The sequence below is a fragment of the Winogradskya humida genome, assembly GCF_016862215.1.
Lineage (GTDB): Bacteria > Actinomycetota > Actinomycetes > Mycobacteriales > Micromonosporaceae > Actinoplanes > Actinoplanes humidus.
On the sequence record NZ_BOMN01000022.1, the window covers coordinates 52,595 to 79,547 of the forward strand.

A 26,953-nucleotide genomic window follows, 5' to 3' on the forward strand; every position below is an offset into this window, starting at 1 on the left:
CGCGGGTTCACAGCAGGGACGCGCAATAGTCGAGGAGCTCGTCCTGGAGCTTCACGTCGTGGGCCGCCTCGAAGGGCGGATACTGCCGCTGGTGGTGGAAGTAACGGCCGGTGACCTTGGCGCGGGGGTCGTCGCTGACCGCGAGCCAGGCCTGGGTGACCGCGCCCTGGGTGAGGTCGTCGGGGGCGCCGGGGCCGCCCATCCGGGTCGCGACCCAGCCGGGGTCGACGGCGTTGGACAGCACCTGCGGGTGGCGGCGGGCGAAACCGAGGGCCAGGAGCACATCCAGGAACTTGCTGTCGCTGTACGCCTGGGAGCCGTTCCACCGCCGCCCGGTCCACTGCGGATCGGTGAGCCCGGGCGTGCCGCCGTGGTGCATGCCGGAGCTGAGATAGACCAGGCGCTGCGGCAAGGGCATCAGGACCGTCAGCGCGTACGGCGCGAGCACGTTCACGGCGAACACGTGCTCGAGCCCGTCCGGGGTCTCGCTGCGAGGCTCGCGATAACCGACCGCCACGTTGTGGATCACCGCGTCGAACGGCCCGAGTGCCGTCGCCTGCTCCGCCACCTCACGCATGCCGGCGACGGTGGTGACGTCACCGATCACCGCCGGGGCGAAATCGGGCGCGCGGCCTGCGGCGCGGGCGTGCAGGACAACCTCGTGCCCGTCGGCGTGCAGGGACTCGGCGGCCATCCGGCCGAGGCCGTCGGCGGATCCGGTGATGAAGACGCGTGCCATTGTTCAGACCCTAGCCCCGGTCGTGATGTCATGTCGGGTGACGGCGACCACCGACGAGAGCGAGCCCTTCCCGTGCCGACGATCTTCTCCCGCATCATCTCCGGCGAGCTCCCCGGCCGCATCGTCTGGTCCGACGACCGGGTGGCGGCCTTTCTCACGATCGCCCCGCTGACCCCGGGCCACACCCTCGTGGTCCCGCGCGCCGAGGTCGACGAGTGGACCGACCTGGACCCGGAACTGGCCGCACACGTCTTCGCCGTCGCCCACACCATCGGCCGGGCGTTGAAAACAGCGTTCGACGCACCCCGGGTCGGCCTGATCGTGGCGGGCTTCGAGGTGCCCCACGCCCACGTGCACGTCTTCCCGGCCCAGGAGATGGCCGACTTCGACTTCACCCGCGCCGACCCGGACGCGAGCGCCGAGGACCTGGACACCCACCACCAGCGCATCCTCGACGCCCTGAAGGGTTAGACCACGACCTGCGCGGGCTCCCGGGTTGTCGCGGTGATCGTCGAGGTGCTCACTTCGCGTGCTGCACCGCCCAGTCGAGGGCCTTGTCGGCTACCTGTTCCCAGCCGGGTTCCGCGCACGTCCAGTGGGAGCGGCCGGGGAATTCGTAGAACTCGGTCACCGTACCCTCGGCCTTGTAGTGCTCGAAGTTGGACTTGTTCACCGACGGCGGCATGATGTGGTCCGCGCCGCCCGCGATGAGCAGCAGCGGCGCGCGGTCCTCGTTGCGGAAGTCGACCCAGGTCTCCTGCTTGCCCGGGGTGAAGTTCGCCAGCAGGCCGTACGCCCAGACCCAGCTGCCCGGCGCCGGGATCGCGTACCTGTCATAGGCGGCCTGGGATTCCTCGGCCGGGAGCGTGTTGGTGAACGCGTAGTGGAACTGCTCCGGGGTGAAGCCGGCCGCCTGGTGCCGCTTGGCCGGGTTGTTGAGGATCGGGAAGAGCGACTTGATCTGCGACGGCGGGTTGACCCGGATGCCCTCCGGCGGGGCCGAGTCGATCACCACGCCCGCGGCGCCGTGCCCGCGGTCGAGCAGGAGCTGGGTGAGGGTGCCGCCGAACGAGTGGCCGATGATGATCGGCTTCTCGTCGAGCCCGGCGATGATCTTCTCGAGGTGCGCGACGGTCTCCGGCACGGTCACCGTCGCGATCGGGGTGGGGTCGGCCCGCAGCGCCTCGACCTCCACCTCGAACCCGGGGTACGCCGGCGCGACGACCTTGTGACCCTTGCTCTCGTAGTAGCTGATCCAGTGTTCCCAGCTGCGCGGGGTCATCCAGAGTCCGTGGACCAGAACGATCGTGCTCACGCGAGTGCTCCTTCCGGGCGTTGGCTTTCGCCCACCGTAGGAGCGCGCGGCACCGGGTCGCGTACGTAGGGCTACGTAATCGTGGTCAGGACTCTGGCGAGCTCGCCGCGGGATTTGACGCCGAGCTTGGGGAAGATGCGGTACAGGTGTGTGGTGACCGTACGCGGGGAGAGGTAGAGCCGTTCCGCGATCTCCCGGTTGCTCAGGCCGTCGGCGGCGAGCCGGGCGATCTGCTGCTCCTGCGGGGTCAGCAGGTCGGCGGGATCGGCGTTGCGGCGTACCGTCTCGCCGGAAGCTCGCAGCTCCTCGCGGGCACGCTCCGCCCACGGCGTCGCACCGAGAGCGTCGAAAGTGGACGCCGCGGCCCGCAGGGGCTCCCGGGAGTCTGCCGCGCGTCGCTGCCTGCGCAGATGCGCACCGTACGCGTGGAGCAGCCGCGCCCGTTCGAACGGTGACCCGCCGAGCTCGGCGGCGAGGGCGTCCTCGAACGCGCCGGCGTCATCGGCGAGTACGGCGTTCGCGTAGCCCAGTCCGACCACGAGCGCGGGGGAGCGGCTCAACTCGGCGAGCGGTGTCATCGTCGCCACGATCTCCCGCAGCCCGTCTACCGCACCGCTCCGCGTCGCGGCCTCGGCGAGATGCCCGAGCACGAGGAACTGGATCGACGAGTGGTGCGCGTCGTCGGCGGGGTCGAAGATCCGGTGCAGATGCTGGTACGCGTCGGCGGCGCGGCCACCGGCGAGTGCGGCCACCCCGCGGATCTGCTGGACCAGGGACAGCATCGGGAGCCGCCCGGCCGGCAGCAGCACCGACTCGCCGAGATCCGCCGCCAGCCGGGCGGCCTCCTCGTTGCCCCGCAGCGCCTCGGCGTGCCCCGCGACCAGGCGCGCGGTGAGCTGCCATCCACCCTGGCCGGTCTCGCCGGCGAGTGCCCCGCCCTCCGCGGCCAGTGGCACGGCGTTACGCGTGTCGCCCAGCGCGGCAGCACTGTAACCCTGGTTGCACAGGGCCTGGGCGAGGAGCCCGAGCCGGCCCTGTGCCCGCAGGCCGCCGACGCTGCCGCTGTAGAGCCGGTGGGCCAGGGCGGTCGCGCCGAGCGCCCCCGCGCCGAGGCCGAGCTGGAGCTGGACGTGCGGGGTCAGGTCACCCCTCCCGGCCTGCACCGTGATCCGGTCCAGGGTTGCCGCCCCGCGGTCGATCGGCGCGATCAGCGCGGTCGTGGTGAGCATCCGCGGGTCGTCGGCGGGCATCGCGAGGCGGTCGGACGTGGCCAGGAAGAGCTCGCGGGTGGCGGCGTCCGGATGCGACCAGAACAGCCGCACGGCGATGCTGGTCAGCGATTCGAGGGCGAGGACGCTGTCGCCCTCGGCACGCATGAGGTCCACCAGCCCGGCGAAACCCGCCATCCGGGTTGCGGCCGACCAGCTGGACTCCAGGAACGTCTCCCGCCCCCAGCTCAGCCGCGCCCGGTCGACCGGGCGCAGCTGGGTCTCGTCGACGCGTGCCAGCAGCCGCCGGGCCGCCTCCGCGTCGCCCAGCTCCCCGGCGGTCTCGACCGCGTAGAGCAACCGGCTGCCGCGCTCGGCAGGGCTCTCGCTGAGCTGCGCGGCGCGTTCGAGGGCGAGCAGCGCGACACCGGCGGCCTGCTGCCGGTCCGCCCGGGTCGCGGTCTCGGTGAGCTCGCGGGCCAGGATTTCGTCCGGCCCGGTCGCGGCGCCGGCGCGGTGCCACACCCGGCGGTCCTCGCCGGCGACGACCTCGGCGAGCGCGGCGTGCACCCGGCGGCGTACGTCGACGGTCGCGCTCTGATGCAGCGCCGAGCGCAGCAGCGGGTGCCGGAACCGCACCCGGTAGGCGTCGTCCACCTGCATCAGCCGGGTCGTCACCGCGGGTTCGATGTCGATCGCGCCGATCGGCCCGTGGACCAGCCCGGCCGCCGCGACGACCTCGCCGAGGTCGTCGCCGTCGTTGAGCGCGGCCACGACCAGCAGGGTGCGGGTGGCCTGCGGGAGCTCGGCGACCAGGCCGGCGAACGTACGCTCCACCCGGGTGCTCAACGGCAGCCACGGCGGGAGCAGCGCGGAGACCCCGGAGCGCGCGGCGACGGCCCCCAGCTCGGTGATGCCCAGCGGATTACCGGCGGCCTCGGTCAGCACCCGTTCCCGCAGCGCCCCCGTCAGCCCCGGCGCCGCCGCGTCGAGCAGGTCCCCGGCCGCCGCCGGAGCGAGCGCGTCGAGCCGCAGCTCGGGCAGGTTCGCGCCGCCGAGCCGCCGGTCCACATCGGTGCCGTCCCGGGCCGTCATGACCACCGCCACGGCGTCGTCACCGAGCCGGCGGGCCAGGAACGACAACGTCTCCCAGGACGCCGGGTCGAGCCACTGCAGATCCTCGACCGCGATCAGTACGGGGGTGTCGTCGAACGATTCGAGCAGCGTGACCGCCACCCGGTAGGGCTGGGCATCCGGGTCACCGAGCACGTCCGCCCCGGCGACGCGGTGCAGCCCGGCGTACGGCACATGCACCTCGGCCTGCACCCCCGACGCGCTGACCACCCGCATCCCGCGCGCCCGCGCCACCACGGCGGCCGCGTCGAGCAGCGCCGTCTTCCCGATCCCGGCCTCGCCCCGCACGACCAGCGCCGCGCCGTGCCCCTGCGACGCCCGCTCCAGCAGACCGGTGAGGTGCGCGAGCTCGCTGTCGCGTCCGAAGAGCATCCGGTCATCCTAGGGACCCGTGGGAGCGCGCCCAAACGTCCTGTTTCCCGTCGGCCGGGCCGGAGAACTCGAGGCGGCCGACCGGAGTAGTTCAGCCGGCCGACCGGAGAACTTCAGCCGGCCGGGCAGGAGAACTTCAGTTGGCGAGGTCGGAGAAGAAGACGCCGATGTTGCGGAAGATGTCGCCGATGCCGTCACCGATGCCCTGGGCCGTGTCCGCGGCCGGGACCGGGTTCGTGCCGATGTAGAAGATGACGAGGCCGAGCAGGACCCACCCGAGAACTTTCTTCACGATCCACCTCCGCCTGACGCCGTGACCGAAGTGATCGTGACACATGCGAGCACGCCTCACCTGCTAACACGCTCAGTCCCCGCCCCCATGTGGGGCGAGCGCCGCGCGGGCGGCTGTCAGGATCCGGTCGGAGAGGCCGGTGCCGCTGGTGGCGCGGGCCAGCAGGAGGGCGCCGACCATGGTGGAGAGCTCGACGAGGTTCTCGTCGTCGGTGCCGCCCAGCCAGTCGGCGAACCCCTGGACCCCGGCGGCGAACGGTTCGCGGGCAGGGCTGCCGGGTGCCTCGCGGGCCACGTCCGGGCCGAACCCCGTGGTCGGGCAGCCGTGGCCCGGGTCGTCGCGGTGCCCGGGGGAGAGGTAGTAGTCGAGCAGGTCGCCGACGGCCTGCCCGTGGTCGCCGGGGTGCTCGGTGTCGTAGTCGGTCAGACGTCCGGCCAGGCCTTCGTACGCCGTGCCGACGGTCTCCGCGACGAGGGCCTCCTTCGACGCGAACTGCTTGTAGAAGCCGCCGTGGGTCAGCCCGGCCTCCGCCATGAGGTCGGCGACGCTGACCCCCTGGACGCCGCGCTCACGAAAGAGCCGGGAGGCCGTCTCGACCACCCGCTGCCGGTTCTCCTGTGCCTGTGCCTGCGATACCCGCGCCATGCCCACCATTATATGACACACATCATCTAAGCCTTGCGCGTCTTAGATGTTGCTCGTAATCTAATTTCCATGGACATCACGAACGCAGTAGCAGTCGTCACCGGCGCCAACCGCGGCCTCGGCCGTCGTTTCGCCGAGCAGCTCGTCGCCCGCGGCGCGAAGGTCTACGCCGGGGCCCGCGACCCCCAGAGCGTCGACCTGCCCGGCGTCATCCCGCTGCGCCTCGACATCACCGACCCCGAGTCGGTCGCCCAGGCCGCGAAGATCGCGTCGGACGCCACCCTGGTGGTCAACAACGCCGGTTCCGCGACCGGGGCGGACCTCCTCACCGGCGACCTCGACAAGATCCGCCTGGAGATGGAGACCCACTACTACGGCACCCTGTCGGTCAGCCGCGCCTTCGCCCCCGTCATCGAGGCCAACGGTGGCGGCGCCTTCCTGAACGTGCTGTCCGTGCTCTCGTGGTACCACCCGGGCGCCCTGGGCGGTTACGTCGCGGCCAAGGCGGCCGAGTGGGCCCTGAGCGACGCACTGCGCGACCAGCTCGCCCCCAAGGGCATCACGGTCTCCGCACTGCACGTCGGCTACATGGACACCGACATGGCCGCCGGCATCCCGGCCGACCAGAAGCTCGACCCCGCCATCGTCGCCGCCCTCGGCCTCGACGGCGTCGCGGAAGGCAGGCCCGAGATCCTCGCGGACGACCTGAGCCGCCAGGTCAAGGCGGGGCTGGCCACGGCTCTGCAGGGCTGAGCTTCAGGTCGCGGTGGCCAGGGCTGAGCGCGCCCGGCGTTCTGTGGCCAGGACGAGTTCTGTGGTTCCGGGCGGGAGGGCGGGCTCGCCGGATGCGATCTCGTAGGCCTCGCGGAGGACCATGAGGTTCACGGCCAGGCGGCGCGCGAGCTCTCGCGTGGGAGCGGCGGTCAGTTCGTCTGTGGTCCGGGTGCAGGCGGTCAGGGCCACCAGGGGCCACGTGCCGCCGGGTACGGCCAGGACGGCGACCGCGACCAGGAGACCGGCCACGGTTCCCGCGGCTCGCTGGACGCCGCGGTGAACCGTCACCAGGAGGTTGGTGCTCTGCAGGACCGCGACTGCGGAGACCGCCGCCCAGTAGGCGTGGCCGAGGCCGGTGATGTGGGCCAGCGCGCCCGCGACCGATCCGGCAGCGAGGGCGCCGACGGCGACCCGGAGCGCGGCCAGGAGAAGAGGTCCGCCGAGCGGCGTCGATCGGACGGAGTGGCGCAGCAGGTCACGTCCCGGCCTCGGCGGCTGCCGCTGCGGCACGCAGGGCGCGGGCAACGGCCAGGCGGCGCGGGGCGTCGCGGTCTACGGCAGCCCCGGCCATCGCGATCAGCCAGCCGATCAGAGCGGCCGCGCCGACCAGGGACACCGCGACCACCGCCGGGATCGCGGGTGCCGGGGTCAGCGCGGCCAGGGTGCCGATCGTGCCCGCGGCGACCAGGCCGAGGCCCGCGGCGGCCACGACCCGGCCCCGGGAGCGGTAGTGGGTGTCGCGTGCGTAGAGGGCGGCGAACGAGCCGAACGTGGCGATTCCCGCCCAGGCGGTGTGCCCGGCGAGCATGAGGACGACCGGGATGATCCACGGGAGGTTGACGTTCGCCCGAACGGGGTACGGCTCGCAGCATGACCGCTTCCGTGCTGGCCGCCGAGACCATCACCCACGCATCGTCCTGGCATCTGGTGCTCGCGGCGGTGCTCGGCATCGCCGTCGTCGTCGTGCTCATCGCGTGGGCGAAGTGGCATCCGTTCCTCGCGCTCATCGTCGGGGCCGCGGTGCTGGGCCTGGTCGCGGGGGCCGCCCCGGTGGACACCGTCGACTCGTTCACCGCCGGGGTCGGCAGCACGGTCGGCAGCGTCGGGTTGCTGATCGCGCTCGGGTCGATGATCGGGGCGCTGCTCGCCGAGAGCGGGGGCGCGGACGGGATCGTCAACACCATCGTCCGCAAGTTCACCGGGAGCGCGCTGCCGTGGGCGATGGCCGGGGTGGCCGCGCTGATCGGGTTGCCGCTGTTCTTCGAGGTCGGCGTGGTGCTGCTGGTGCCGATCGTGCTGCTGGTGGCGCAGCGTACGGGCGTGTCGCTGTTGAAGGTCGGTATTCCTGCCCTCGCCGGGCTGTCGGTGCTGCACGGGCTGGTCCCGCCGCACCCGGGCCCGCTGGTGGCGGTGTCGAGCCTCAACGCCGACCTGGGCCTGACCCTGGCGTTCGGCCTGATCTGCGCGATCCCGACGGTGATCATCGCGGGCCCGGTCTTTGGCAACTTCATCGCCAAGCGGGTGCCCGTCGCCATCCCCGAACGGGCGACCGTCAGCAATGTCGACGACACGGCGGCCGACAGCGAGACCGGTGACGTGCCCGCGAAGCGCAACCCGGGCTTCTGGGCGGCGGTGCTCACCGTGCTGCTGCCGATCGTGCTGATGCTGCTGCGGGCGATCGCCGAGCTGACCCTGGACGAGGGCAACGGCGTGCGCGGCGTCTTCGAGGTGTTCGGCACGCCGGTCGTGGCGCTGCTGTTCGGTGTGCTGCTGGCCATGTGGACGCTGGGCAAGCGGGCCGGGTTCGACCGGGCGCGGACCTCGTCGGTGCTGGGCGGGGCGCTGCCCCCGATCGCGGGCATCCTGCTCATCGTCGCCGCGGGTGGTGGCTTCAAGCAGGTGCTCGTCGATGCGGGCGTCGGCGGCGTGGTCGCGAAGGCGGCCGAGGACGCGAACATGTCGGCGCTGCTGCTGGGCTTCCTGGTCGCCGTCGGCATCCGGGTCGCCACCGGCTCGGCGACGGTCGCCACGATCACCGCCGCCGGGATCGTCGCACCGCTCGCCGCGACGCTGGACAAGCCCGAGGTGTCCCTGCTCGCGCTCGCGATCGGCTGCGGGTCGCTGTTCTTCTCGCACGTCAATGACGCCGGTTTCTGGCTCGTCAAGGAGTACTTCGGGATGACCGTCGGGCAGACGATCAAGACCTGGTCGGTCATGGAGACGATCATCTCGGTGGTCGGTTTCGGCTGCGTCATGCTCCTTGACGTATTTGTCTGACCAGGGGCTACTACCAACTGTGATGTTGCGCTCGCTCAATTCTCACGGTCATCACAGGTACGCGGAAAAGAATGTGATCATGCGTAGACGGACTCTGTTGCTCGCACTCGCGGGCGTCGCGGGGGGCGGGAGCCTCGCCGCGTGCACGGCGGAGACCGACATCGGCATGTCGGGGAACACCACGGCGTCCGCCTCGGCCGCGCCCATCCTCGCCTCGACCGCTTCGTCCTCACTGGCACCCCAGAACATCACCTCGGTCTACACACCGGCGTCAGGGAGCGCGCCCACGAAGGCGTACGCCCTGGGTAAGCAGATTCTGCCCTTCAGCCGCGGCGACCGGTCCCTGCCCACGACGATCTGGTACCCGATCGCCGGCACCGCGCCCGCGAGCCCTGCCCCCACGGACAACGCGCCGCCGGAGCAGGGCCGCTTCCCGCTGGTGCTGTTCAGCCACGGCCTCACCTCGCAGCCCGGTGACTACTCGGCGATGCTGATGCGCTGGGCCCAGGCCGGGTTCGTCGTGGCCGGGCCGACCTACCCCAACACGTGGTACGGCGCCACGGACCTCGACGCGAACGACATCGTCAACCAGCCGCTGGACGCCTCGCACGTCATCGACCTGCTGCTGTCGTCGGCGGGGACGCTCACCACGACGATCGACCCCGACCGGATCGCCGCGGCGGGGCACTCGGCGGGCGGCATCACGACCACCGGCCTGTTCAGCGCGCACCGCGACGAGCGGCTCAAGGCCGGGATCGTCTTCGCCGGCACCGACTTCCAGGGCGCGTCGTTCACCGGCCCGGCCGCGGCGATGATGTTCGTCCACGGCCGCAAGGACACCACCGTCACCTACCGCGCGGGGCACGCGGTCTACGCGGCGGTGCCCTGGTCCCGGGCGATGCTGTCGATCACCGATGGCGGTCACGTCACCGAGAGCGACGACTTCGAGACGACGACGCGGACCACCACGGAATTTCTCAGGTACGCCCTATACGGTGACTCCACTGCGAAATCCCGTATCCCCGCGGCCGCCGCGGTCGGTGATGTGGCTACGCTCGAAAATCAGCTTTGAGCTACGGGCTGTGATGTACCCCGCTGTGATGTACCCCGCTGTGATGTACGCCGCATCCTGTCGCCGCCCCGGTCGTCCACGGGGGAGTAGGGAGCGGCCCGGATGGGCATAACGGACCGGCTCGCGCCGGAAAAGCCGTGCCAGGGCGGCGGTTACGGCCACGCCCGCAATGTGAGCAATTGGGGTGACCCTCGAAAGGTGGTGCTGGATCTCCGTGGCTAACGTTGACCGGGTGACCTTCTGGACCCGAAAACGCGAACGCTCCCTCTTTGCCAACTCAGGATCGTTGGTGATCTGCGGTCTGCTGGCCGGCGTGGTGGTCGCGGCCGCCTCGTTCCCGGCCGTCGCGATGTCGGGGCTCGCGGCGAAGGCGGGTTCGGAGTCGTTCGCGGATCTGCCGAGCGAGCTGGCCAAGCCGGCCGCCCCGCAGGTGACCCGGATCTTCGCCTCGGACGGCAAGACCCAGATCGCTGTCATGTACGACGAGTTCCGCAGCGACGTGCCGCTCGACGAGATCAACGTCAACATGCAGAACGCGATCGTCGCCGCAGAGGACCACCAGTTCTACGAGCACAACGGTGTCGACCTCAAGGGTGTCGCCCGGGCGTTCGTGAACAACAAGCAGGGCGGCTCCCAGCAGGGCGCCTCGACGCTGACGATGCAGTACGTCCGGATGACGCTCGCCTACACGGCGAAGACCCCGACCGAGGCGATCGAGGCCACGAAGGACACCCCGGAGCGCAAGCTCACGGAGATGAAGTACGCCATGCAGGTCGAGAAGGAGCTGAGCAAGCAGCAGATCCTCGAGCGCTACCTGAACATGGCCCCGTTCGGCAACAGCGCCTACGGCGTCTACGCCGGCAGCCAGGTCTACTTCAAGAAGAAGCCGAAGGACCTGACCATCGCCCAGGCCGCGCTGCTGGCCGGCATGGTGAAGGCGCCGACCGCGTTCGACCCGACCACGGCCAGCGGTTACCCGCAGGCGCTCGACCGGCGCAACTACATCATCGACAACATGCTCAGCCTGAAGATGATCACGGCGGAGCAGGCGGCGACGGCGAAGAAGGAAAAGCTCGGCAAGACCACGAACCACCCGGGCAACGGCTGCACCCAGGTCGCCAAGAACAACTGGGGCTTCTTCTGCGACTACTTCTACCGCTGGTGGATGACCCAGAGCGAGTTCGGCGCCAACACCTACGACCGGGAGCGTCAGCTCAAGTCCGGTGGCTACCGCATCGTCACCTCGCTGGACCTCAAGGCGCAGGCGTCGGCGCGTAAAGAGATCAGCGACGTGACCACCGACGGCAACCGCAACGCGCTGCTGATCGCGGCGGTCCAGCCGGGCACGGGCCGGGTCCAGGCGCTCGCCGCCAACCGCAAGTACAAGCTGGACGACGGGGAGAACAAGCCGAGCTCGAACCCCGAGCTGGCGGCGAACGGCGTGAAGGGCACCTACCCGAACACCACCAACCCGATCATCACCGGCGGCGGCGACATCACCGGTTACCAGGCCGGCTCGGTGTTCAAGATGTTCACCATGGTCGCGGCGCTGGAGAACGGCTACGGGCTCGACCACTCGATCACGTCCGGGGCGACCTACAAGTCCGGCTACGTGATCGACCCGAGCTCCGACGCGGCCTGCCCGGGCACGCACTTCTACTGCCCGCGCAACGCCTCGGCCAGCGAGCAGGGCACGTTCAACATGTGGACCGGGTTCGGCAAGTCCGTGAACACCTACTTCGTGCCGCTCGAGGAGCAGGTCGGCGCGGACAAGGTCGTCGACGTGGCGAAGCGGTTCGGCATCCAGTTCCGGGCCGGCTCCGACGCCGCCCTGGTCAAGGATGACGCCACCGCCCGGACGTTCGGCGCGTTCACGCTCGGCGTCACCTCGTCCACGCCGCTGGACATCGCCAACGCGTACGCCACGCTCGCCGGTGACGGTATGTACTGCAAGCCGACCCCGATCCAGAAGATCACCTCGGCCGACGGCACGAAGGTCAACGCCGGCCAGCCGCAGTGCACCCGGGTGACCTCGAAGGACGTCGCCCGCGAGGCCCTCGACGCGGCCCGCTGCCCGGTCGGTGACCAGGCGCAGCTCGGCAGCTGTGCCGGCTCGACCGCGCCGCAGGTGCACTCGGCGGTGGGTCACCCGGTCTTCGGCAAGACCGGAACCACCGACGCCGACAAGACGGCCGCGCTGGTGGTCGGCACCCGGGACACCGTGGTCGCCGGATACCTGGTCAACCCGGACTGGTCCAACCACTCCGACCACATGGATCACAACATCGTGAACCCGGCGGTCTGGAAGACGGTCGCGGACTTCATGAAGGGCAAGCCCGTGGAGGAGTTCAAGAAACCCGGGGAGTGATCCTCCGGAACTTCCGGACAAGTCACCAGCGGCCCCGACGGCTTACCTGCCGTCGGGGCCGTTTTTTGTGGCTTGCGGTCCCCTCATGACCCGGGAGAGACTGCGACAGTCATCCGGAAGTCGACCGAAAGTTTCAGGAGGCTATGTCATGACCGTGGTGCACCCGGTCGGCCGGTCCCCGTGGACCGACCGCGCCCTCGATCCCGGCGCCCGGGCCGATGCGCTGCTCGCGGCCATGACGCTCGAGGAGAAGATCGCCCAGCTCGGCAGCGTCTGGCACGGCTTCGGTGTGGAGAGCACCGGCGACGTCGCCCCCATGCAGGAGGTCTTCGCCGCCGGGCAACGCTCGCTCGAGACCGCCGTCGCCCACGGGATCGGCCACCTGACCCGCGTCTTCGGCACCCGCCCGGTCACCGCCGAGCAGGGCCGCGACCGCGTCGTGGAGATGCAGCGCGCGGTCGTCGAGGCGTCCCGGCTCGCCATCCCGGCGATCGTGCACGAGGAGTGCCTCACCGGCTTCACCACGCTCGGCGCGACCGTCTACCCGTCGGCGCTCGCGTGGGCCGCCACCTTCGACCCGGAGCTGGTCGAGCGGATGAGCACGGCGATCGCTGCCGACATGCGCGCGGTCGGGGTGCACCAGGGCCTGTCACCCGTGCTCGACGTGGTCCGCGACTACCGCTGGGGACGGGTCGAGGAGACGCTGGGCGAGGACCCCTACGTCGTGGCGACGCTCGGGGCGGCGTACGTGAAGGGCCTGGAGAAGCAGGGGATCGTCGCCACGCTCAAGCATTTCGCCGGGTATTCCGCGTCGCGGGCCGCGCGCAACCACGGCCCGGTCGCGATGGGCCCCCGGGAGCTGCGCGAGGTCATCCTGCCGTCGTTCGAGACCGCCCTGCGTCTCGGTGGCGCGCGATCGGTGATGAATTCCTACTCGGAGATCGACGGTGTCCCGGTCGCCGCCGACCCGGCCCTGCTCACCGGCATCCTGCGCGACGAGTGGGGCTTCGAGGGCGTGGTGGTCTCCGACTACTGGTCCATCCCGTTCCTGCAGACTATGCACCGCGTCGCCGCGGACAACGCCGAGGCGGGGGCGCTGGCCCTCGAGGCGGGTATCGACGTGGAACTGCCCGATGCCATCGCGTACGGCGAGGGGCTGACGGAACTCGTGCGCGCTGGTCGCGTACCCGAAGAACTGGTGGACCGGGCAGCCCGCCGCGTGCTGCGGCAGAAGGCCGAGCTCGGGCTGCTCGACCCCGATTGGACCCCCGAAGCGTCAGTGGCCGCGGGGCAGGGCATCGACTTCGACGCCCCCGCCAACCGGGAGATCGCTCGTGACCTGGCGGAACGCTCGATCATCCTGCTCGCCAACGACACCGGCACGCTGCCGCTGACCCTCGGCGCGCCGCCGCGGCGCATCGCCGTGATCGGCCCCTGCGCCGACGACCCGCAGGCGTTCATGGGCTGCTACTCCTACCCCAACCACGTCCTGCCCGACTACCCGCAGTTCGGGATCGGGCTGCCCGCGGACTCGCTCTGGACCGCGCTGCGCGCCGAGCTGCCGGACGACTCCCTCACGCTCGAGACGGGCTGCCCGATCCGCGACGAGGACCGCTCGGGCTTCGCGGCGGCGATCGACGCGGCCGCTGCCGCGGACATCTGCATCGCGGTGGTCGGCGACCGGGCCGGCCTGTTCGGCCGGGGCACGTCGGGCGAGGGCTGCGACGTCCCCGACCTGAGCCTGCCCGGCGTGCAGGGCGAACTGCTCGATCAACTGCTGGACACGGGTACGCCCGTAGTGGTCGTCGTCGTCTCCGGCCGCCCCTACGCCCTCGGCGCCTACTCGTCGGCGGCCGCCCTGGTGCAGGCGTTCATGCCGGGCGAAGAGGGCGGCGCGGCGATCGCGGGCGTGCTCACCGGCCGGATCAACCCGAGCGGCAAGCTCCCCGTCCAGGTCCCCCGCGAGCCGGGCGGCCAGCCGGGAACCTACCTGCAGCCGCCGCTCGGGGCGTTCAGCGAGGGCGTCAGCAATCTTGACCCCACGCCGATGTTCGGGTTCGGGCACGGGCTCTCCTACACGTCGTACGTGTACGACGAGTTCGAGGTGAGCTCGCCGGCGCTGCCCACCGACGGCGCCGTGGAGGTGTCCGTGCGGGTCCGGAACACGGGGACCCGGGACGGCGCGGAGATCGTCCAGCTGTACGCGCACGACGTCCAGGCCGAGGTGACGCGGCCGGTGCACCAGCTGGCCGGGTTCGCCCGGGTGCCGCTCGCGGCGGGTGCCGCGGCCCGGGTGACGTTCACCCTGCACGCGGACCGCACCTCCTACGTGGGTCGTGACCTGCGCCGGGTGGTCGACCCGGGTGCGCTGGAGCTCTTCGCCGGCCCGTCCGTGACCGAGCTGCCCTGCACCGCGACCGTGGACCTCACCGGCCCGCGGCGCTACGTCGGCCCGGAGCGCGTCCTGCACACGCCGGTGGTCGTCTCGCCGGCCTGACCGTTATTCGTTTGACTTCGACGGGACCGCCCTGGAAAGCTTCCGGGCGGTCCCACTGTTCGACGCATCTCGACGCTCCTGAAGGAATGAAGCCTGTGATCTCGACGCGCCTGAGGGCCGCCTGAGATTTTCCGCGGCGGCCCACCGAATTTCTGCCGCCCGCACACGCTCTTTCTTCATGTCTTGAGGTCCTACGTTGAACATGGATGCCCGCATCCAGCAGTCCGTCGTCGCCAACCTGCTCACCCGGCCCGCCGCGGTGCAGGCGGGGCCGTTCGTCCTGGGTATCGACCCGGCGACGACCAGCCCCGGCATCAACTACGCGACACCACGCCCCGGCTCGGAGATCACCCCGGCCGCCGTCACCGAGATGGTCGCCGCCTTCCGGGCGGCCGACCGGCTCCCGCGCCTGGAGTACGTCACCTCCAGCGCCCTGGAGCTGGAGAAACACCTGCTCGCCGCGGGATTCACCGTGGAAGCCCGGCACGACTACCTCGTCTGCACGCCGGAGACACTCGTCGTGCCGCCGGCGCCGGCCGGCTTCGACCTGCGTGAACCGGCCACCGACGAGCAGCGCATCGCCTTGGTCAACGCGCAGATCATCGGGTTCGGCGGTGACCCCGGTGCGACCGCCGAGGACGCCGAGCGGATGGGCCGCCTGCAGTCCCGGGGCGGCGTCTCCGTGATGGCCGTCGCCGCCGACGGCACCTGCGCCGGGGGCGGTCAGGCGGTCCCGCCGAACGACGGGGTGAGCGAGGTGGCCGGCATCGCCGTCCCGCCCGCCCACCGCCGCCGCGGTCTCGCCGCCGCGATCACCGCCCGGGTCGCCGCCGCCCTCTTCGCCGGGGACGGCACCGTCGCCTGGCTCGAGGCATCGGGACCGGACGCGGGGCGGATCTACGAACGGGTCGGCTTCCGCCCCACGGGTAAGCGCCTCTACATGGTGCTGGAAAACTGACGGAACGGTCCTGACAGGACACGAAAGTCCTGTCAGGACCGTTTGTTACCGCGCATCCATTGACGTGGCTGGGTGCCACCTGATGATCTACAGCCCTACCCCTGGAAGCCAACCCTCACCGAGCAGCTGTGGCGGCTTTCGTTCAGCGTGCGGACGTCTGATCGTCTTCTGCCGCCCACCCTGCGGTTATCCGGCACTCCCATGATCCACGCAGCGGCGGGGCCCCTCAGGCGGCCGCCGATGAGATGGAGGAACCAAGTGCGGACCCTGGCACGTACCGCGGCCACCCTGCTGGCGGTCACGACTTTCGCCGGCCTGACGGCCTGCTCCCCGCCCGAGAAGGAGAGCGCCTCGGCCGGCACCGGCGCGGCGACGGCCACCAGCGCCGCCGACCTCGGGGGCATCGACGCCCTCGCCGCCGCCGCCAAGAAGGAGGGGGCGCTGAACGTCATCGCGCTGCCGCCGGACTGGGCCAACTACGGCGAGATCATCAAGGCGTTCGGCACCAAGTACGGCATCACGGTCAACTCGGCGCAGCCCGACGCGTCGAGCCAGGACGAGATCAACGCCGCCGACCAGCTCAAGGGTCAGGACAAGGCGCCGGACGTGTTCGACCTCGGCTCGGCCGTGGCCACCGCCAACGTCGCGAAGTTCGCCCCGTACAAGCCCGCCACCTGGGCGGACATCCCGGACGCGCTCAAGGAGGCGAGCGGCACCTGGACCAACGACTACGGCGGCTACATGTCGATCGGCTACGACAGCAGCAAGGTGCCCGCTCCCACGAGCATCGCCGACCTGCTCAAGCCCGAGTACAAGGGCAAGATCGCGCTGAACGGTGACCCGACCCAGGCCGGTGCCGCGTTCAACGGCGTCGTCGCGGCCGCGCTGGGCAGCGGTGGCTCCGCCGACGACATCACCGCCGGTGTCGACTTCTTCGGCAAGCTGAAGAAGGCCGGCAACTTCCTGCCCGTCGACCCGACCCCCGCGACGATCGAGTCCGGTCAGACCCCGGTCGTGTTCGACTGGGACTACCTGAACGTCGCGCAGGCCGCCAAGACCCCCACCTGGAAGACCGTCGTGCCCGCCGGTGCGGTTGTCGGCTCGTACTACGTCCAGGCCATCAGCAAGGACGCCCCGCACCCCGCCGCCGCGCGGCTCTGGCAGGAATTCCTCTACTCCGACGAGGGCCAGAACCTGTGGCTCAAGGGCGGCGCCCGCCCGGTCCGCGCCGACGCGATGGTGAAGGCCGCCACGATCGACGCCACGGCGTTCGCCGCGCTGCCGAAGGTCGAGGGCACTCCGGTGTTCCAGACCGAGGCGCAGACCACGAAGGCGAAGGAATACCTGACCGCCAACTGGGCCAAGGCCATCGGTTAAGAATGACCAGCATCCCGACGAGGGTGCCACGTGGCAGGCTGCGGATCACTCACTTCCGCAGCCTGCTCGGCACGGTCCCCTTCTTCGCGTACGTCGCGATCTTCCTGGTCATCCCCACCCTCGTGGTGGCGATCGGTGCCTTCACCGGCGACGGCGGTTTCACGTTCTCGAACGTCACCGCCCTCGGCGACGCCTACGTCCTCGACGCGTTCGGGCGCAGCATCCTGCTCTCCGCGGTCAGCGCCCTCATCGGCGCGGTCCTCGGGGCGGTGCTCGCCTACGTGCTGGTCACCGCGAAGCCCGACGGCCTGCTCCGGCGGGTCGTCACCGCCGCGTCCGGGGTCCTGGCCCAGTTCGGCGGCGTCACCCTCGCGTTCGCGTTCCTCGCCACCATCGGCCTGTCCGGCTTCGTCACGGTGTTCCTGCGTGACCACCTCGGCACGGACATCTACGCGAACGGCGTGTGGCTGTTCGAACTGCCCGGCCTGATGCTCGTCTACACGTACTTCCAGATCCCGCTGATGGTCATCGTGTTCCTGCCCGCGCTCGACGGCATCAAGCCGCAGTGGCGGGAGGCGACCGAGAGCCTCGGCGGCTCCACCTGGCACTACTGGACCCGGGTCGCCGGGCCGCTGCTCGCCCCCGCGTTCCTCGGATCCGCGCTGCTGCTGTTCGCCAACGCCTTCTCCGCGTATGCCACCGCGGCCGCCCTCGTCAGCCAGGGCAGCCCGATCGTGCCGTTGCAGATCCGCGGCGCCCTGACCAGCGAGGTCGTCCTCGGCCAGCAAAATCTCGGCAAGGCGATGGCGCTCGGCATGGTCGTCGTGGTCGCCGTCGTCATGACCCTCTACGCCCTGCTGCAGAGACGGACCGCGAAATGGCTGGGGTGAGGCAGAGCCGGGTACGCCGGCAACGCGTGTTCCGCTGGGTCGTCCTCGTCGTCCTCGGCCTCTTCTTCCTGCTGCCGCTCGCCGCGATGGTGGAGTTCACCACGCGCGGCGACGGGAACACCTGGTCGCTGCTGGTCGACTGGCCGCAGCTCAGCGCGACCTACCCGGACCTCGCCGAAGGGATCGCCGCGTCCCTCGAACAGGCGCTGCTGACCGCGCTGCTCATGCTCGTGCTGCTCGTGCCGACGGCTGTCTGGGTACGGCTGCGACTGCCCGGGCTGCGGCCGCTGGTGGAGTTCATCTGCCTGCTGCCGCTGACGATCCCCGCGATCGTGCTGGTGGTCGGGCTCGCGCCGGTCTACGCGTGGGTCAACTATTTCCTCGGCGGGTCGTCGCTGACGCTCGTCTTCGCGTACACCATCCTGGTCCTGCCCTATGCGTACCGTGCGATCGATGCCGGGCTCTCGGCGATCGACGTCAAGACGCTCGCCGAGGCCGCCCGCGGCCTGGGCGCCGGCTGGTTCACCGTGATGGTGCGGGTGGTCCTGCCGAACATCCGCTCGGCGGTGCTCTCCGCGGCGTTCCTCACCGTGGCGCTGGTGCTGGGCGAGTTCACCATCGCGTCGCTGCTCAACCGCACCAACCTGCAGGTCGCGATCAACCTGCTCGGCAAGAGCAGCGCCACGATGTCGGTGGCGGTCTCGCTGGCGGCGCTCGTGCTCGCGTTCGTCCTGCTGCTGATCCTGTCCCTGTTCGGAGATCGACGAAAGGCCTCCCGATGAGTGGCGTTGCGGTCCACCTGAACGAGCTGCGCCGCAGCTTCGGCGGCGTGCCCGCCCTCGACGGGCTCGACCTGCACATCGAGCCGGGCGAGCTGATCGCCCTGCTCGGCCCGTCCGGCTGCGGCAAGACCACCGCGCTGCGCATCCTCGCCGGGCTGGAGGACGCGGACACCGGCCGGGTGCTGGTCGGCGGCAAGGACATCACCGCGCTGCCCGCGAGCAAACGGGACATGGGGATGGTGTTCCAGGCGTACAGCCTCTTCCCGCACCTGACCGCCCTGGAGAACGTCCAGTTCGGCCTGAAACTGCGCCGCCGCAAGGACACCAGCCGCGCCGCCGAGATGCTCGACCTCGTCGGCATCGGCACGCACGGAGCCCGCTACCCGCACCAGCTCTCCGGCGGACAGCAGCAACGGGTCGCCCTGGCCCGGGCCCTCGCCATCGAACCGCAGGTCCTGCTGCTCGACGAGCCGCTGTCCGCCCTGGACGCCAAGGTCCGCGTGCAGCTGCGCGACGAGATCCGCCGCATCCAGACCGAGGTCGGCACGACCACCCTGTTCGTCACCCACGACCAGGAGGAGGCCCTCGCCATCGCGGACCGGGTCGGCGTCATGCGCGCCGGCCGCCTCGAGCAGCTCGCCGCCCCGCCGGAGGTCTACCTGCGCCCGGCCAGCGCGTTCGTCGCCGACTTCGTGGGTCTCAGCAACCGCCTGCCGGGCCGCCTCGACGGCGATGCCGTCGAAGTCCTGGGCACGCGCCTGCCGTTGGTCCAGCAGGCGACCGGCGGCCCCGAGGTCATCGCTCTGGTACGCCCGGAGTCCGTCATCGTCGTCCCCGACCCCGCCGGCGACGCCACGGTCCTCTCCACCGCGTTCCTCGGCCCGACCAGCCGCGTCACCGTCAGCCGCGGCGAGGACGTGATCGTCGCCCAGATCAGCGGCGAACTCCTGGCCGGCCTCCCCGCCGGCGCCCCCGTCCGGGTGGAACTCCGCCCGGTCGCGGTCGCCCTGCAGGACGCCGCTTAGCCCTGCACCCAGATCGGCTCTCTCACCCAGATCGGCTTTCTCACCCGGATCGGTGAGGTGCCGGCCCGGCGGACAATGACCGTCGCGGCCGGCCTCACCGATCCGGGTGGTCCGCCGGGCGCCGAAACCCGTCCTGGCCCGACTACGCCGGCTACCGCGCGTCCCTGAGCCGCGAACTCCCGATGTTCCTCCTTGAACCGCTGACCCCGTAGATTCCTGCCCGGCCGCCAGCGTTCCCGACGGCGACGTGGTTCGCCCTGCGCGCGACGTGGTTCGCCCTGTGCGCGACGTGGTTCGCCCTGCGCGGCGAGACCTGAGCGTGAGAGCTGGGATGCGCAGGGTGAGGCCGCGAAAATAATGTCTTACAGCGCCAGACGTGATGGTGCGCCCGGATCAGCTTTCGATCAACTTTGTTGGGCTCTGGGCTCCAAATGCACAATGTTTCTGCGCCCACGCCAAGTTGAGTTTGGGCGTACTCACGCTCTGTATGGCACGTCGCTCTTATCAGCGGCGGGTGTCGAGCGCCGCGTGGACCGCGTTGGCGACCTGGACGCGGGAGGTGACGTCCAGCTTGCGGAAGATCGAGCGGATGTGGGTGGCGATCGTGTTGGAGGAGACGACGAGGTGGGCGGCGGCGGAGCGGTTGGTGTGGCCGTCGGCGATCAGGAGGGCGACTCGTTGCTCGGCGGGGGTCAGGGAGTGCCAGCCGGCTGCGGGGCGGGGTGGGGTGGTGGGCCAGCGGCGGCGGCGTACGCCCGCGTCCTGCTGGAGCCGTTGGGTGGCCTTCGCGCGGCCGTGGGCGCCCATGGCGGTGAAGGTTTCCCAGGCCTCGTCGAGAACGGCGACTCCGTGGTCGCTGTCGCCGGCGGCCAGCAGCGCGCGGCCCAGTTCCAGGTAGGCCGTGGCGCGGATCGAGGGACGGGGGGAGTCCCGCAGCAACGCCACGCCGTGCTGCATCCGGGGGAGGTCGCCATCGGTCAGGCCCTGGACCAGCGCGGCGACGCCTAGGTTCGTGCGGACCCGCGGGTTGCGGCCGGCCAGTTCCTGGGCCTGGGTGGTGAGCTCGGCGGCCAGCTCGGTGTCGCCGCCCGCGACGGCGATCGGGGTGATCTCGAGGAACCAGGTCGGCTGCCAGCGCCAGCGGTGCCGCAGGAAACGGCCGGGCTCGAGCATGGCGTGCACGGTCCGCAGGGCTGTTGGCGCGTCGTTCTCGGACGCTGCGAGCAGGGCCTGGGCGTGTCGTTGCAGGAACGGCGTACCCCGATCGGTGTGGCCTGCCGGGGGGATGACCCGGCGCAGCTGGTCGCGGGCGGTGTCGTACTCGCCGCGGAGCTGGGCGATCCGGCCGAGCAGGACCCGGGCCTCGTTGTGGAACGTCAGCTGCTTGAGGTCGTCGCCGAGGCGGAGCAGGGTGTGGGCGGCGGTCTCGGCGTCGTCGAGGTGCCCGACGCAGAAGTCCTGCCACATCTGCGCGAAGTGGTACGTGTAGACGCGCGCCGACGAGCTCGGCAGCTCCAGTTCGGCCCGGATCTCGTTGAGCAGCCCGGCACTCTCGTCGTAGCGGTCGAGCAGTTGCAGCGACAGCACCTCGTCGGCGAAGTAGCGCGCGGCGGTGAGCGTACGCAACTCCCGGAAGTGTTCCAGCGCGTCGTCGTTGCGGCCGTCGTTGCGGGCGATCTCGCCGAGAGCACGCCGCGCGGTGATCCGGGCGCGGTCGTCGCCGGTCTCCTCGGCTGCCGCCAGCGCTGCCCGGCCTGCGGCCCAGGCGGTGCCGGACTCCTCCGTGGACAGCGCCAGCGCCCGCTGTGCCGACAACCTGACCCGTAGAGCGGACGGTACGCCGTCCCGCGCGAGCGCCGCCTCGACCCGCCGCCGGATCCGGGGCAGCTGACCGGTGCTCCACAGCGGATCCGCTGCCCGATCCTCGACCTCCGCCGCCTGATCGGCCGGCAGACCGCCCCCGAGCAGCGTGTCGGCGAGGGTCAGCGCCTCCTCGGTGTGCCCGGCGGCGGCCAGGATCTCGATCGCCTCGATCCCGAGCCGGGGGCGTCCCGGGTCGCGGACCGGCAGCAGCGCGAACGCCTGCCTGATCAGCGCGGCCGCCTCAGCGGGGAGCACCGCCGGTGGCCCGATGGCGGCGTCGCGCAGCACCATGGCGGCCCGTACGTCGCCCGGCTCGGCGTCGGCCAGCACGTGCGGGACGGCGTCGAGGGGGCGGCCTCCGGCGGCGAGCAGGTGATCGGCGGCGGCGCGGTGCATCGCGCGGCGTACGGAAGCGGGGATGTCCGCGTAGACGGCCTGGCGCAGCAGGTCGTGCCGGAACGTGATCCGGCGGCCGTCGTCGGCGATGATCCCGTCGCGCAGCGCCGGTGCCAGCCACGGCAGCACGGTCTCCGCCGCGGGCGCGTCGAGCAGGGCAGCCGCGTCGTCCACACCGAACGTACGCCCCAGCACCGCACCTGCCCGCAGCATCCGCAACGTCTCCGGCGGCAGCGTCCGCAGCCGGTGCCTGACCCGGCGAACCAGATTTCCGGGCAGTTCCGCGCCGGGTGAAGAGCCGGGTGAAGTGCCGGATGAAGTGCTGGGGGAGGAGCCGGGTGACGTGCTCGGGGAGGCGCCGCCGGTCAGCAGCTCGATCGCCAGGAACGGGCTACCGGCCGCGTCCCGCAGCAGGGCGGCGAGCCGCTCGTCCGGCCCGGTGCCGAGATGGTCGACGGCGAGCTGCGTCACCGCGGCAGCGGTCAGCGGCCCGAGCTCCACGCGCAGAACCGGGAGGTCCCGGGCCGCCGCCGCGGCGATGTCCTCGCCGTGCCCGTCGGAGTCGGGGCGGGTGGTGAACACCCAGACGATCGGCGAACCGGCCAGCCTGCCGGGCAGCATCCGCAGCGCGAACAGGGTCACGGCGTCGGCCCACTGCAGGTCGTCGACGCCGATCAGCAGCGGCGACGCGGCCGCCCGTTTCTCGAGGGCGTCGGCGATCCGGTCCACCAGCCAGAGCTGCCGGGTCTCGAACTCGGCGAGCCCGTGGAAGACGTCGTCGTCCAGCAGCGGCGCCGGCCCGGAGCGCAGCGCCGTCAGCAGCGGCACCAGCGCCGCGATCCGGTCGGACTCCTCCGCCTTGCCGAGCCCGTAGCCGAACCCACGCGCGGACGCCTCCGCGGCGATCGTCTCGGCGAGCGCCGTCTTGCCGATGCCGGGCTCACCGGCGACCAGGATCATCGACCCGACCCCGCGCGTGGCCCGGTCGAGCGCCTGCTGAGCCGCCCGCAGCTCGTCGGAGCGCCCCCGCAGAACCCGGCCGATCATGCTGCGCCCCTCACCATCTCTGACGAGGAACCCGCTCGCCGCCGCGGCCCGTACCGGCGGCCGATCTCATCATTGCAGGTGGTTCATCGCGCACCGGCCGATGGTTGTCTTGCCGGGATGAACGACTACGAACCGAGCCCCACCACCAGCGTGCGCGACCAGGTCGCGCTCTACGAGGCAACCGGGGGCCGTGAGGGCAACACCCTCGAGGGCCGCCCGGTGGTCATCCTCACCACCACCGGCGCCCGCTCCGGCAGGATCCGCAAGACCCCCGTCATGCGGATCGTGCGGGACGGCATCTACGTGGCGGTCGCCTCGGCGGGCGGCGCACCGGAGCACCCGGCCTGGTACCACAACCTCGTCGCGGAGCCGCTCGCCGAGCTGCAGGACGGGACCGGCCACCACGCCGTCCGGGCCCGCGAGATCCACGGCGCCGAGAAGGACCGCTGGTGGGTCGTGGCCGAGTCGTTCTGGCCGCATTTCCCCGAGTACCGGGCGCGAGCGGGCCGGGAGATCCCGATGTTCCTGCTCGAGCCGCTTACCGAACGGACGAACCCATGACTGAACTCACCGGCCGGACCGCACTGGTCACCGGCGCCACCTCCGGCATCGGCAAGGCCACCGCGACGGCGCTCGCGGCCCTCGGCGCCACGGTGATCGTGCACGGCCGCGACCCGCAGCGCGGTGCCCAGACCGTCAAGGAGATCGAGGCGACCGGCGGCCGGGCCCGCTTCGTGACGGCCGACCTGCGGGACCCCGCCGCGATCACCCGGCTGGCCCGGGACGCGGGCGAGGTCGACATCCTCGTCAACAACGCCGGCTCGTCCTGGTTCGGCCCGACCGCCGACCTCGACGTCGACACCTACGACCGGCTCTTCGAGGGCAACGTCCGCTCGGCCTACCTGCTGACCGCGGCGCTCGCCCCGGCGATGGCCGCGCGAGGTGCGGGCAGCATCGTCAACCTCGACAGCATGGCCGGCACGGTCGGCCTGTCGGGCGGTGCCGCCTACAGCGCCACCAAGGCGTCGATGGCCGCGCTCACCCGCGCGTGGGCGGCAGAGTTCAGCCCCTCCGGCGTACGCGTCAACGCTGTCGCTCCCGGACCTGTCTACTCCGGCGGCGCCGACACGGCCGTCATCGACAGCCTGGCCACGACGACCCTGCTAGGCCGGGGTGCCCAGCCCGAGGAGATCGCCGACGTCATCGCCTTCCTCTGCACCCCGCGAGCCGCCTACATCACCGGCGCCACCATCCCCGTCGACGGCGGCCGCACCGCGGTCTGACGGGCCCGTGGACCTGATCGAAGGCTGAGCCGGCACCACCCGGCAGGCTGTGCGTCGTCGCCTGGTGCCGCGGGGCTGGACGGGAACCGGCCACGCCGGCTAGGGCTGCTGGCGGCGTTCGAAGGCGTCGAGGATGAGGTCGAGGGCGAATTCGAACTCGTACTGGTCGTCGCAGCCCTGTCCGACGACGGAGTGCCCGTCGTGGGAGGCGGTGGTGGCCAGTTCGGCGACGTGGGGGAAGTGGGCGGCCAGTTCGGTGGCTGCTGCGGCGAGGGCCTGGGGGTCCGGGGTGGCCGTGGCGTTGAAGAGCTCCTGGCTGAAGCCGTAGATGCGGCTGCCGAGGGTGTGCATCAGGTGGTGGGTCAGGCCGGCGGACAGGCCGCCGTCGCGGAAGATGCCGATCATGGCGTTGAGGTACGCGAGGACGGCCGGGGTCGGCGCGGGACGGGATTCGATGATGCGGGATGCCCAGGGGTGGCGGAGCAGGGCGCGGCGGGCCGAGAGGATCCGGGTGCGGGCTGCGGTCTTCCAGGTCGCGCCGGGGGCCGGGGGCTCGATCTCGGCGAGGATGACGTCGACCATGCCGTCGAGCAGGTCCTCCTTGCCGGCGACGTGTTTGTAGAGGGCCATCGGGACGACATCGAAATCCTGCGCGAGTTTTCGCATGCTGAGCGAATCGATCCCCGCGGTGTCGGCGAGGGCGACCGCTCCGAGGAGTACGCGTTCCCTGCTCAGCGGGGTTCTCGCCGAGTTTGTCATCTGGTCGATCACCCTGTTCCGTGCCGTTGACCGGTGTACGGCGTACACCCTACCCTCGGGGCTTAGGTGTACGCCGTACACCGCGAGGGGAGGCGCCATGAGAGCGATCGTCCAGGACAGGTACGGGCCGCCTGGCGTGCTGCGGCTCGGTGAGGAGCGCGAGCCGGTGCCGGGTGCGGGTGACGTGCTGGTGAAGGTGTACGCCGCGTCGCTGAACGCGCGGGACTGGCACACGATGCGCGGGGACCCGTACCTGGCGAGGCTTGCTTTCGGGCTGCGGCGGCCGCGGATCCGGATCCGGGGTACGGACTTCGCCGGGCGGGTCGAGCGGGTGGGTGCGGCGGTCACCCGGTTCCAACCCGGCGACGAGGTGTACGGGGAGGGCGCCGGCGCGTTCGCGGAGCTCGTGTGCGTACCCGAGGATCTGATCGAGCGGAAACCGGGGAAGTTGACCTTTGTGGAGGCGGCTGCGCTCCCGCTGGCGGCGAACACCGCGCTGACCGGTCTGCGGGGGCTCGGGTCCGGGCAGAAGGTGCTGGTCAACGGGGCTTCCGGTGGCGTGGGCACGTTCGCCGTCCAGCTCGCCCGCGGCGCCGGTGCCGCGGTGACCGCCGTCTGCAGTGCCCGCAACGCGGATCTGGTCCGGTCTCTCGGTGCCGGCGAGGTCATCGACTACGCGCAGGAGGACTTCGCCGCCGGGGGCCGGCGTTACGACATGGTGCTCGACCTGGTCGGCAACCGGTCCCTGGCCGACCTGCGTGGCGTTCTCGCCCCCGGCGGTCTGCTCGTTCTCTCCGGCGGGGGTGTCTACGAGGGCGGGAGCCTGCTGGGCCCGATGAAGCTCATCATCCGCGCCCGCCTGACAGCTCGCTCCCGCGTCGTCGTCCTCGAGGCGAAGCCGAGCCGGGCGAACCTCGCCGCCCTGCGAGAGCTGGCCGAGTCGGGCACGCTGACCCCGGTCATCGACCGCACGTACGCGCTGGAGGACGCCGCCGCCGCGATGGACCACCTCGAACGCGAGCACGCCCGCGCGAAGATCGTCCTCACGATCGTTGACGGTATGTGAGTACAGAGATCACGAGCGTCCTGGGGTTCGGCGCGGAGCTGGAGCGGCTCAGGGCGCGGCACGCGGAGCTCAACAAGCAGCCGCCGTTGACGCCCGGGGAGATCACCGAGCGGGCGCGGCTCAGCTCGGCGGAGACGGTCGCCGCGTATCTCGCCGGGACCGCGCTGCCGGGGCCGGCGATCCTGGACCGGCTGACCGTCCTGTTCGGTGCCAGCCCGGGCGAACGCCGGCGGCTGAACGAGATCCGCGACCGGCTCGCCGCGGAGGCCGATCCCGGGGGCGAACCGGTGCGCGGCAACCGGCTGACCACGAAAACCGTTCTGGGGTTGTCGGCCGTGGCCGTGGTGATCGCCATCGCCACGACGGCGCTGTTCAACCTGCCGGCCGCGGAGCCTCAGGGTGGCAAGCTCGGTGCCGCACACGATGGTCCGGCTGCTGACTGCGTACCCCTCACGGTCTGGACCCATCGGTTTGATCCGGGTTTCGAGGGTGACGTCTATGTCCTGGTGGCGGATTTCGGCAGCGTCACCCGCACAGCGTCGGTCGACCTGGTCCGCGCGGGGAAGCACTGGCGGCGGACCGTCGACGTGCACCCGGGAGTGCCGGCGCAGGGGACCGGCGGGACGATGCTGGCGTTCGCGAACGATCCGGGCGCCCCGGACGTGACCCTGCGCAGCGATCCGGCCCTGTGCGCGGCGTTCGGCACGTCGTCGACCGAACCCGCCGCGGTGCCGGCGCTCTACCTGCGGGTCGACGGCTGGACATGAAACCTTCCGTACTGAGCCCTATCGAAGTGACGATCATTGATGTCAGA

The 26,953-nt window shown here is 71.3% G+C and carries 24 protein-coding genes; 15 read left to right on the forward strand and 9 right to left on the reverse strand.

Going from position 1 to position 26,953, the window contains the following annotated elements; all coding sequences use genetic code 11:
* Positions 1-7 precede the first annotated feature (7 nt).
* Positions 8-739: an SDR family NAD(P)-dependent oxidoreductase gene (locus Ahu01nite_RS08550; protein WP_203835891.1), complete on the reverse strand. Its 732-nt coding sequence runs from the start codon at positions 737-739 to the stop codon at positions 8-10.
* A 72-nt stretch (positions 740-811) separates the two neighbouring features.
* Between Ahu01nite_RS08550 and Ahu01nite_RS08555 the strand changes: the two genes are divergently transcribed.
* Positions 812-1,210 carry an HIT family protein gene (locus tag Ahu01nite_RS08555; protein ID WP_203835892.1) on the forward strand — a complete coding sequence of 133 codons (399 nt, stop codon included), beginning with the start codon at positions 812-814 and terminating at the stop codon, positions 1,208-1,210.
* Between the two features lie 49 nt (positions 1,211-1,259).
* Here the strand turns inward: Ahu01nite_RS08555 and Ahu01nite_RS08560 are convergent, their stop codons facing one another.
* The 4 genes from Ahu01nite_RS08560 to Ahu01nite_RS08575 all read right to left on the reverse strand — a co-directional run bounded on the left by Ahu01nite_RS08560 (position 1,260) and on the right by Ahu01nite_RS08575 (position 5,705).
* Positions 1,260-2,054, reverse strand: a complete 795-nt coding sequence (locus tag Ahu01nite_RS08560) for an alpha/beta hydrolase (RefSeq protein WP_203835893.1) — start codon at positions 2,052-2,054, stop codon at positions 1,260-1,262.
* 71 nt (positions 2,055-2,125) lie between these two features.
* The gene (locus Ahu01nite_RS08565) at positions 2,126-4,768 is read right to left on the reverse strand and encodes an ATP-binding protein (RefSeq protein ID WP_203835894.1); all 2,643 of its coding nucleotides are present in this window, start codon (positions 4,766-4,768) and stop codon (positions 2,126-2,128) included.
* Positions 4,769-4,904: 136 nt separating this feature from the next.
* Positions 4,905-5,060: a cytochrome c family protein gene (locus tag Ahu01nite_RS08570; RefSeq protein ID WP_203835895.1), complete on the reverse strand. Its 156-nt coding sequence runs from the start codon at positions 5,058-5,060 to the stop codon at positions 4,905-4,907.
* Between the two features lie 72 nt (positions 5,061-5,132).
* Positions 5,133-5,705 (reverse strand): TetR/AcrR family transcriptional regulator, encoded by a 573-nt coding sequence (locus tag Ahu01nite_RS08575; protein WP_203835896.1) that lies wholly within the window; start codon positions 5,703-5,705, stop codon positions 5,133-5,135.
* 69 nt (positions 5,706-5,774) lie between these two features.
* Between Ahu01nite_RS08575 and Ahu01nite_RS08580 the strand changes: the two genes are divergently transcribed.
* Positions 5,775-6,458 carry an SDR family oxidoreductase gene (locus Ahu01nite_RS08580; RefSeq protein WP_203835897.1) on the forward strand — a complete coding sequence of 228 codons (684 nt, stop codon included), beginning with the start codon at positions 5,775-5,777 and terminating at the stop codon, positions 6,456-6,458.
* Positions 6,459-6,461: 3 nt separating this feature from the next.
* Here the strand turns inward: Ahu01nite_RS08580 and Ahu01nite_RS08585 are convergent, their stop codons facing one another.
* Positions 6,462-6,989: an FUSC family protein gene (locus Ahu01nite_RS08585; RefSeq protein WP_203835898.1), complete on the reverse strand. Its 528-nt coding sequence runs from the start codon at positions 6,987-6,989 to the stop codon at positions 6,462-6,464.
* The gene (locus Ahu01nite_RS08590; RefSeq protein ID WP_203835899.1) at positions 6,955-7,287 is read right to left on the reverse strand and encodes a hypothetical protein; all 333 of its coding nucleotides are present in this window, start codon (positions 7,285-7,287) and stop codon (positions 6,955-6,957) included. The genes Ahu01nite_RS08585 and Ahu01nite_RS08590 overlap by 35 nt, the downstream gene beginning before the upstream one ends.
* A gap of 62 nt (positions 7,288-7,349) precedes the next feature.
* On the opposite strand from Ahu01nite_RS08590, the gene Ahu01nite_RS08595 reads away from it, so the two are divergent.
* The 9 genes from Ahu01nite_RS08595 to Ahu01nite_RS08635 all read left to right on the forward strand — a co-directional run bounded on the left by Ahu01nite_RS08595 (position 7,350) and on the right by Ahu01nite_RS08635 (position 19,725).
* Positions 7,350-8,756: a GntP family permease gene (locus tag Ahu01nite_RS08595; protein WP_203835900.1), complete on the forward strand. Its 1,407-nt coding sequence runs from the start codon at positions 7,350-7,352 to the stop codon at positions 8,754-8,756.
* A 79-nt stretch (positions 8,757-8,835) separates the two neighbouring features.
* Positions 8,836-9,828 carry an alpha/beta hydrolase family protein gene (locus tag Ahu01nite_RS08600; protein WP_203835901.1) on the forward strand — a complete coding sequence of 331 codons (993 nt, stop codon included), beginning with the start codon at positions 8,836-8,838 and terminating at the stop codon, positions 9,826-9,828.
* Between the two features lie 232 nt (positions 9,829-10,060).
* Complete coding sequence (locus tag Ahu01nite_RS08605; RefSeq protein WP_203835902.1) at positions 10,061-12,196, forward strand: transglycosylase domain-containing protein; 2,136 nt, start codon at positions 10,061-10,063, stop codon at positions 12,194-12,196.
* 148 nt (positions 12,197-12,344) lie between these two features.
* On the forward strand, positions 12,345-14,693 hold the full coding sequence (locus Ahu01nite_RS08610; RefSeq protein ID WP_203835903.1) for a beta-xylosidase/alpha-l-arabinosidase: 2,349 nt from the start codon (positions 12,345-12,347) through the stop codon (positions 14,691-14,693).
* Between the two features lie 202 nt (positions 14,694-14,895).
* The gene (locus tag Ahu01nite_RS08615; protein ID WP_203835904.1) at positions 14,896-15,651 is read left to right on the forward strand and encodes a GNAT family N-acetyltransferase; all 756 of its coding nucleotides are present in this window, start codon (positions 14,896-14,898) and stop codon (positions 15,649-15,651) included.
* A gap of 258 nt (positions 15,652-15,909) precedes the next feature.
* Entirely contained in the window at positions 15,910-17,028 is a 1,119-nt protein-coding gene (locus tag Ahu01nite_RS08620; protein WP_239158720.1) for an ABC transporter substrate-binding protein, read from the forward strand.
* A 2-nt stretch (positions 17,029-17,030) separates the two neighbouring features.
* Positions 17,031-17,918: an ABC transporter permease gene (locus Ahu01nite_RS08625; RefSeq protein WP_203835906.1), complete on the forward strand. Its 888-nt coding sequence runs from the start codon at positions 17,031-17,033 to the stop codon at positions 17,916-17,918.
* Positions 17,906-18,700, forward strand: coding sequence for an ABC transporter permease (locus Ahu01nite_RS08630; RefSeq protein ID WP_203835907.1), 795 nt, complete (start codon positions 17,906-17,908; stop codon positions 18,698-18,700). The genes Ahu01nite_RS08625 and Ahu01nite_RS08630 overlap by 13 nt, the downstream gene beginning before the upstream one ends.
* Complete coding sequence (locus Ahu01nite_RS08635) at positions 18,697-19,725, forward strand: ABC transporter ATP-binding protein (protein WP_203835908.1); 1,029 nt, start codon at positions 18,697-18,699, stop codon at positions 19,723-19,725. The genes Ahu01nite_RS08630 and Ahu01nite_RS08635 overlap by 4 nt, the downstream gene beginning before the upstream one ends.
* 504 nt (positions 19,726-20,229) lie before the next feature.
* Here the strand turns inward: Ahu01nite_RS08635 and Ahu01nite_RS08640 are convergent.
* Positions 20,230-23,031 carry a helix-turn-helix transcriptional regulator gene (locus tag Ahu01nite_RS08640; protein ID WP_203835909.1) on the reverse strand — a complete coding sequence of 934 codons (2,802 nt, stop codon included), beginning with the start codon at positions 23,029-23,031 and terminating at the stop codon, positions 20,230-20,232.
* Positions 23,032-23,148: 117 nt separating this feature from the next.
* Here Ahu01nite_RS08640 and Ahu01nite_RS08645 point away from each other — a divergent pair, with 117 nt between their 5' ends.
* Both Ahu01nite_RS08645 and Ahu01nite_RS08650 read left to right on the forward strand, forming a co-directional pair.
* The gene (locus Ahu01nite_RS08645) at positions 23,149-23,592 is read left to right on the forward strand and encodes a nitroreductase family deazaflavin-dependent oxidoreductase (protein WP_203835910.1); all 444 of its coding nucleotides are present in this window, start codon (positions 23,149-23,151) and stop codon (positions 23,590-23,592) included.
* Positions 23,589-24,314: an SDR family NAD(P)-dependent oxidoreductase gene (locus tag Ahu01nite_RS08650; protein WP_203835911.1), complete on the forward strand. Its 726-nt coding sequence runs from the start codon at positions 23,589-23,591 to the stop codon at positions 24,312-24,314. The genes Ahu01nite_RS08645 and Ahu01nite_RS08650 overlap by 4 nt, the downstream gene beginning before the upstream one ends.
* Positions 24,315-24,413: 99 nt before the next feature.
* On the opposite strand, the gene Ahu01nite_RS08655 is transcribed toward Ahu01nite_RS08650, so the two are convergent.
* Positions 24,414-25,073 (reverse strand): TetR/AcrR family transcriptional regulator C-terminal domain-containing protein, encoded by a 660-nt coding sequence (locus Ahu01nite_RS08655; protein ID WP_203835912.1) that lies wholly within the window; start codon positions 25,071-25,073, stop codon positions 24,414-24,416.
* A gap of 97 nt (positions 25,074-25,170) precedes the next feature.
* Between Ahu01nite_RS08655 and Ahu01nite_RS08660 the strand changes: the two genes are divergently transcribed.
* Both Ahu01nite_RS08660 and Ahu01nite_RS08665 read left to right on the forward strand, forming a co-directional pair.
* Positions 25,171-26,139, forward strand: a complete 969-nt coding sequence (locus Ahu01nite_RS08660; protein WP_203835913.1) for an NAD(P)-dependent alcohol dehydrogenase — start codon at positions 25,171-25,173, stop codon at positions 26,137-26,139.
* Positions 26,136-26,906: a helix-turn-helix domain-containing protein gene (locus Ahu01nite_RS08665; RefSeq protein ID WP_203835914.1), complete on the forward strand. Its 771-nt coding sequence runs from the start codon at positions 26,136-26,138 to the stop codon at positions 26,904-26,906. Before Ahu01nite_RS08660 ends, Ahu01nite_RS08665 begins: the two co-directional genes overlap by 4 nt.
* The last annotated feature ends 47 nt before the right edge of the window (positions 26,907-26,953 follow it).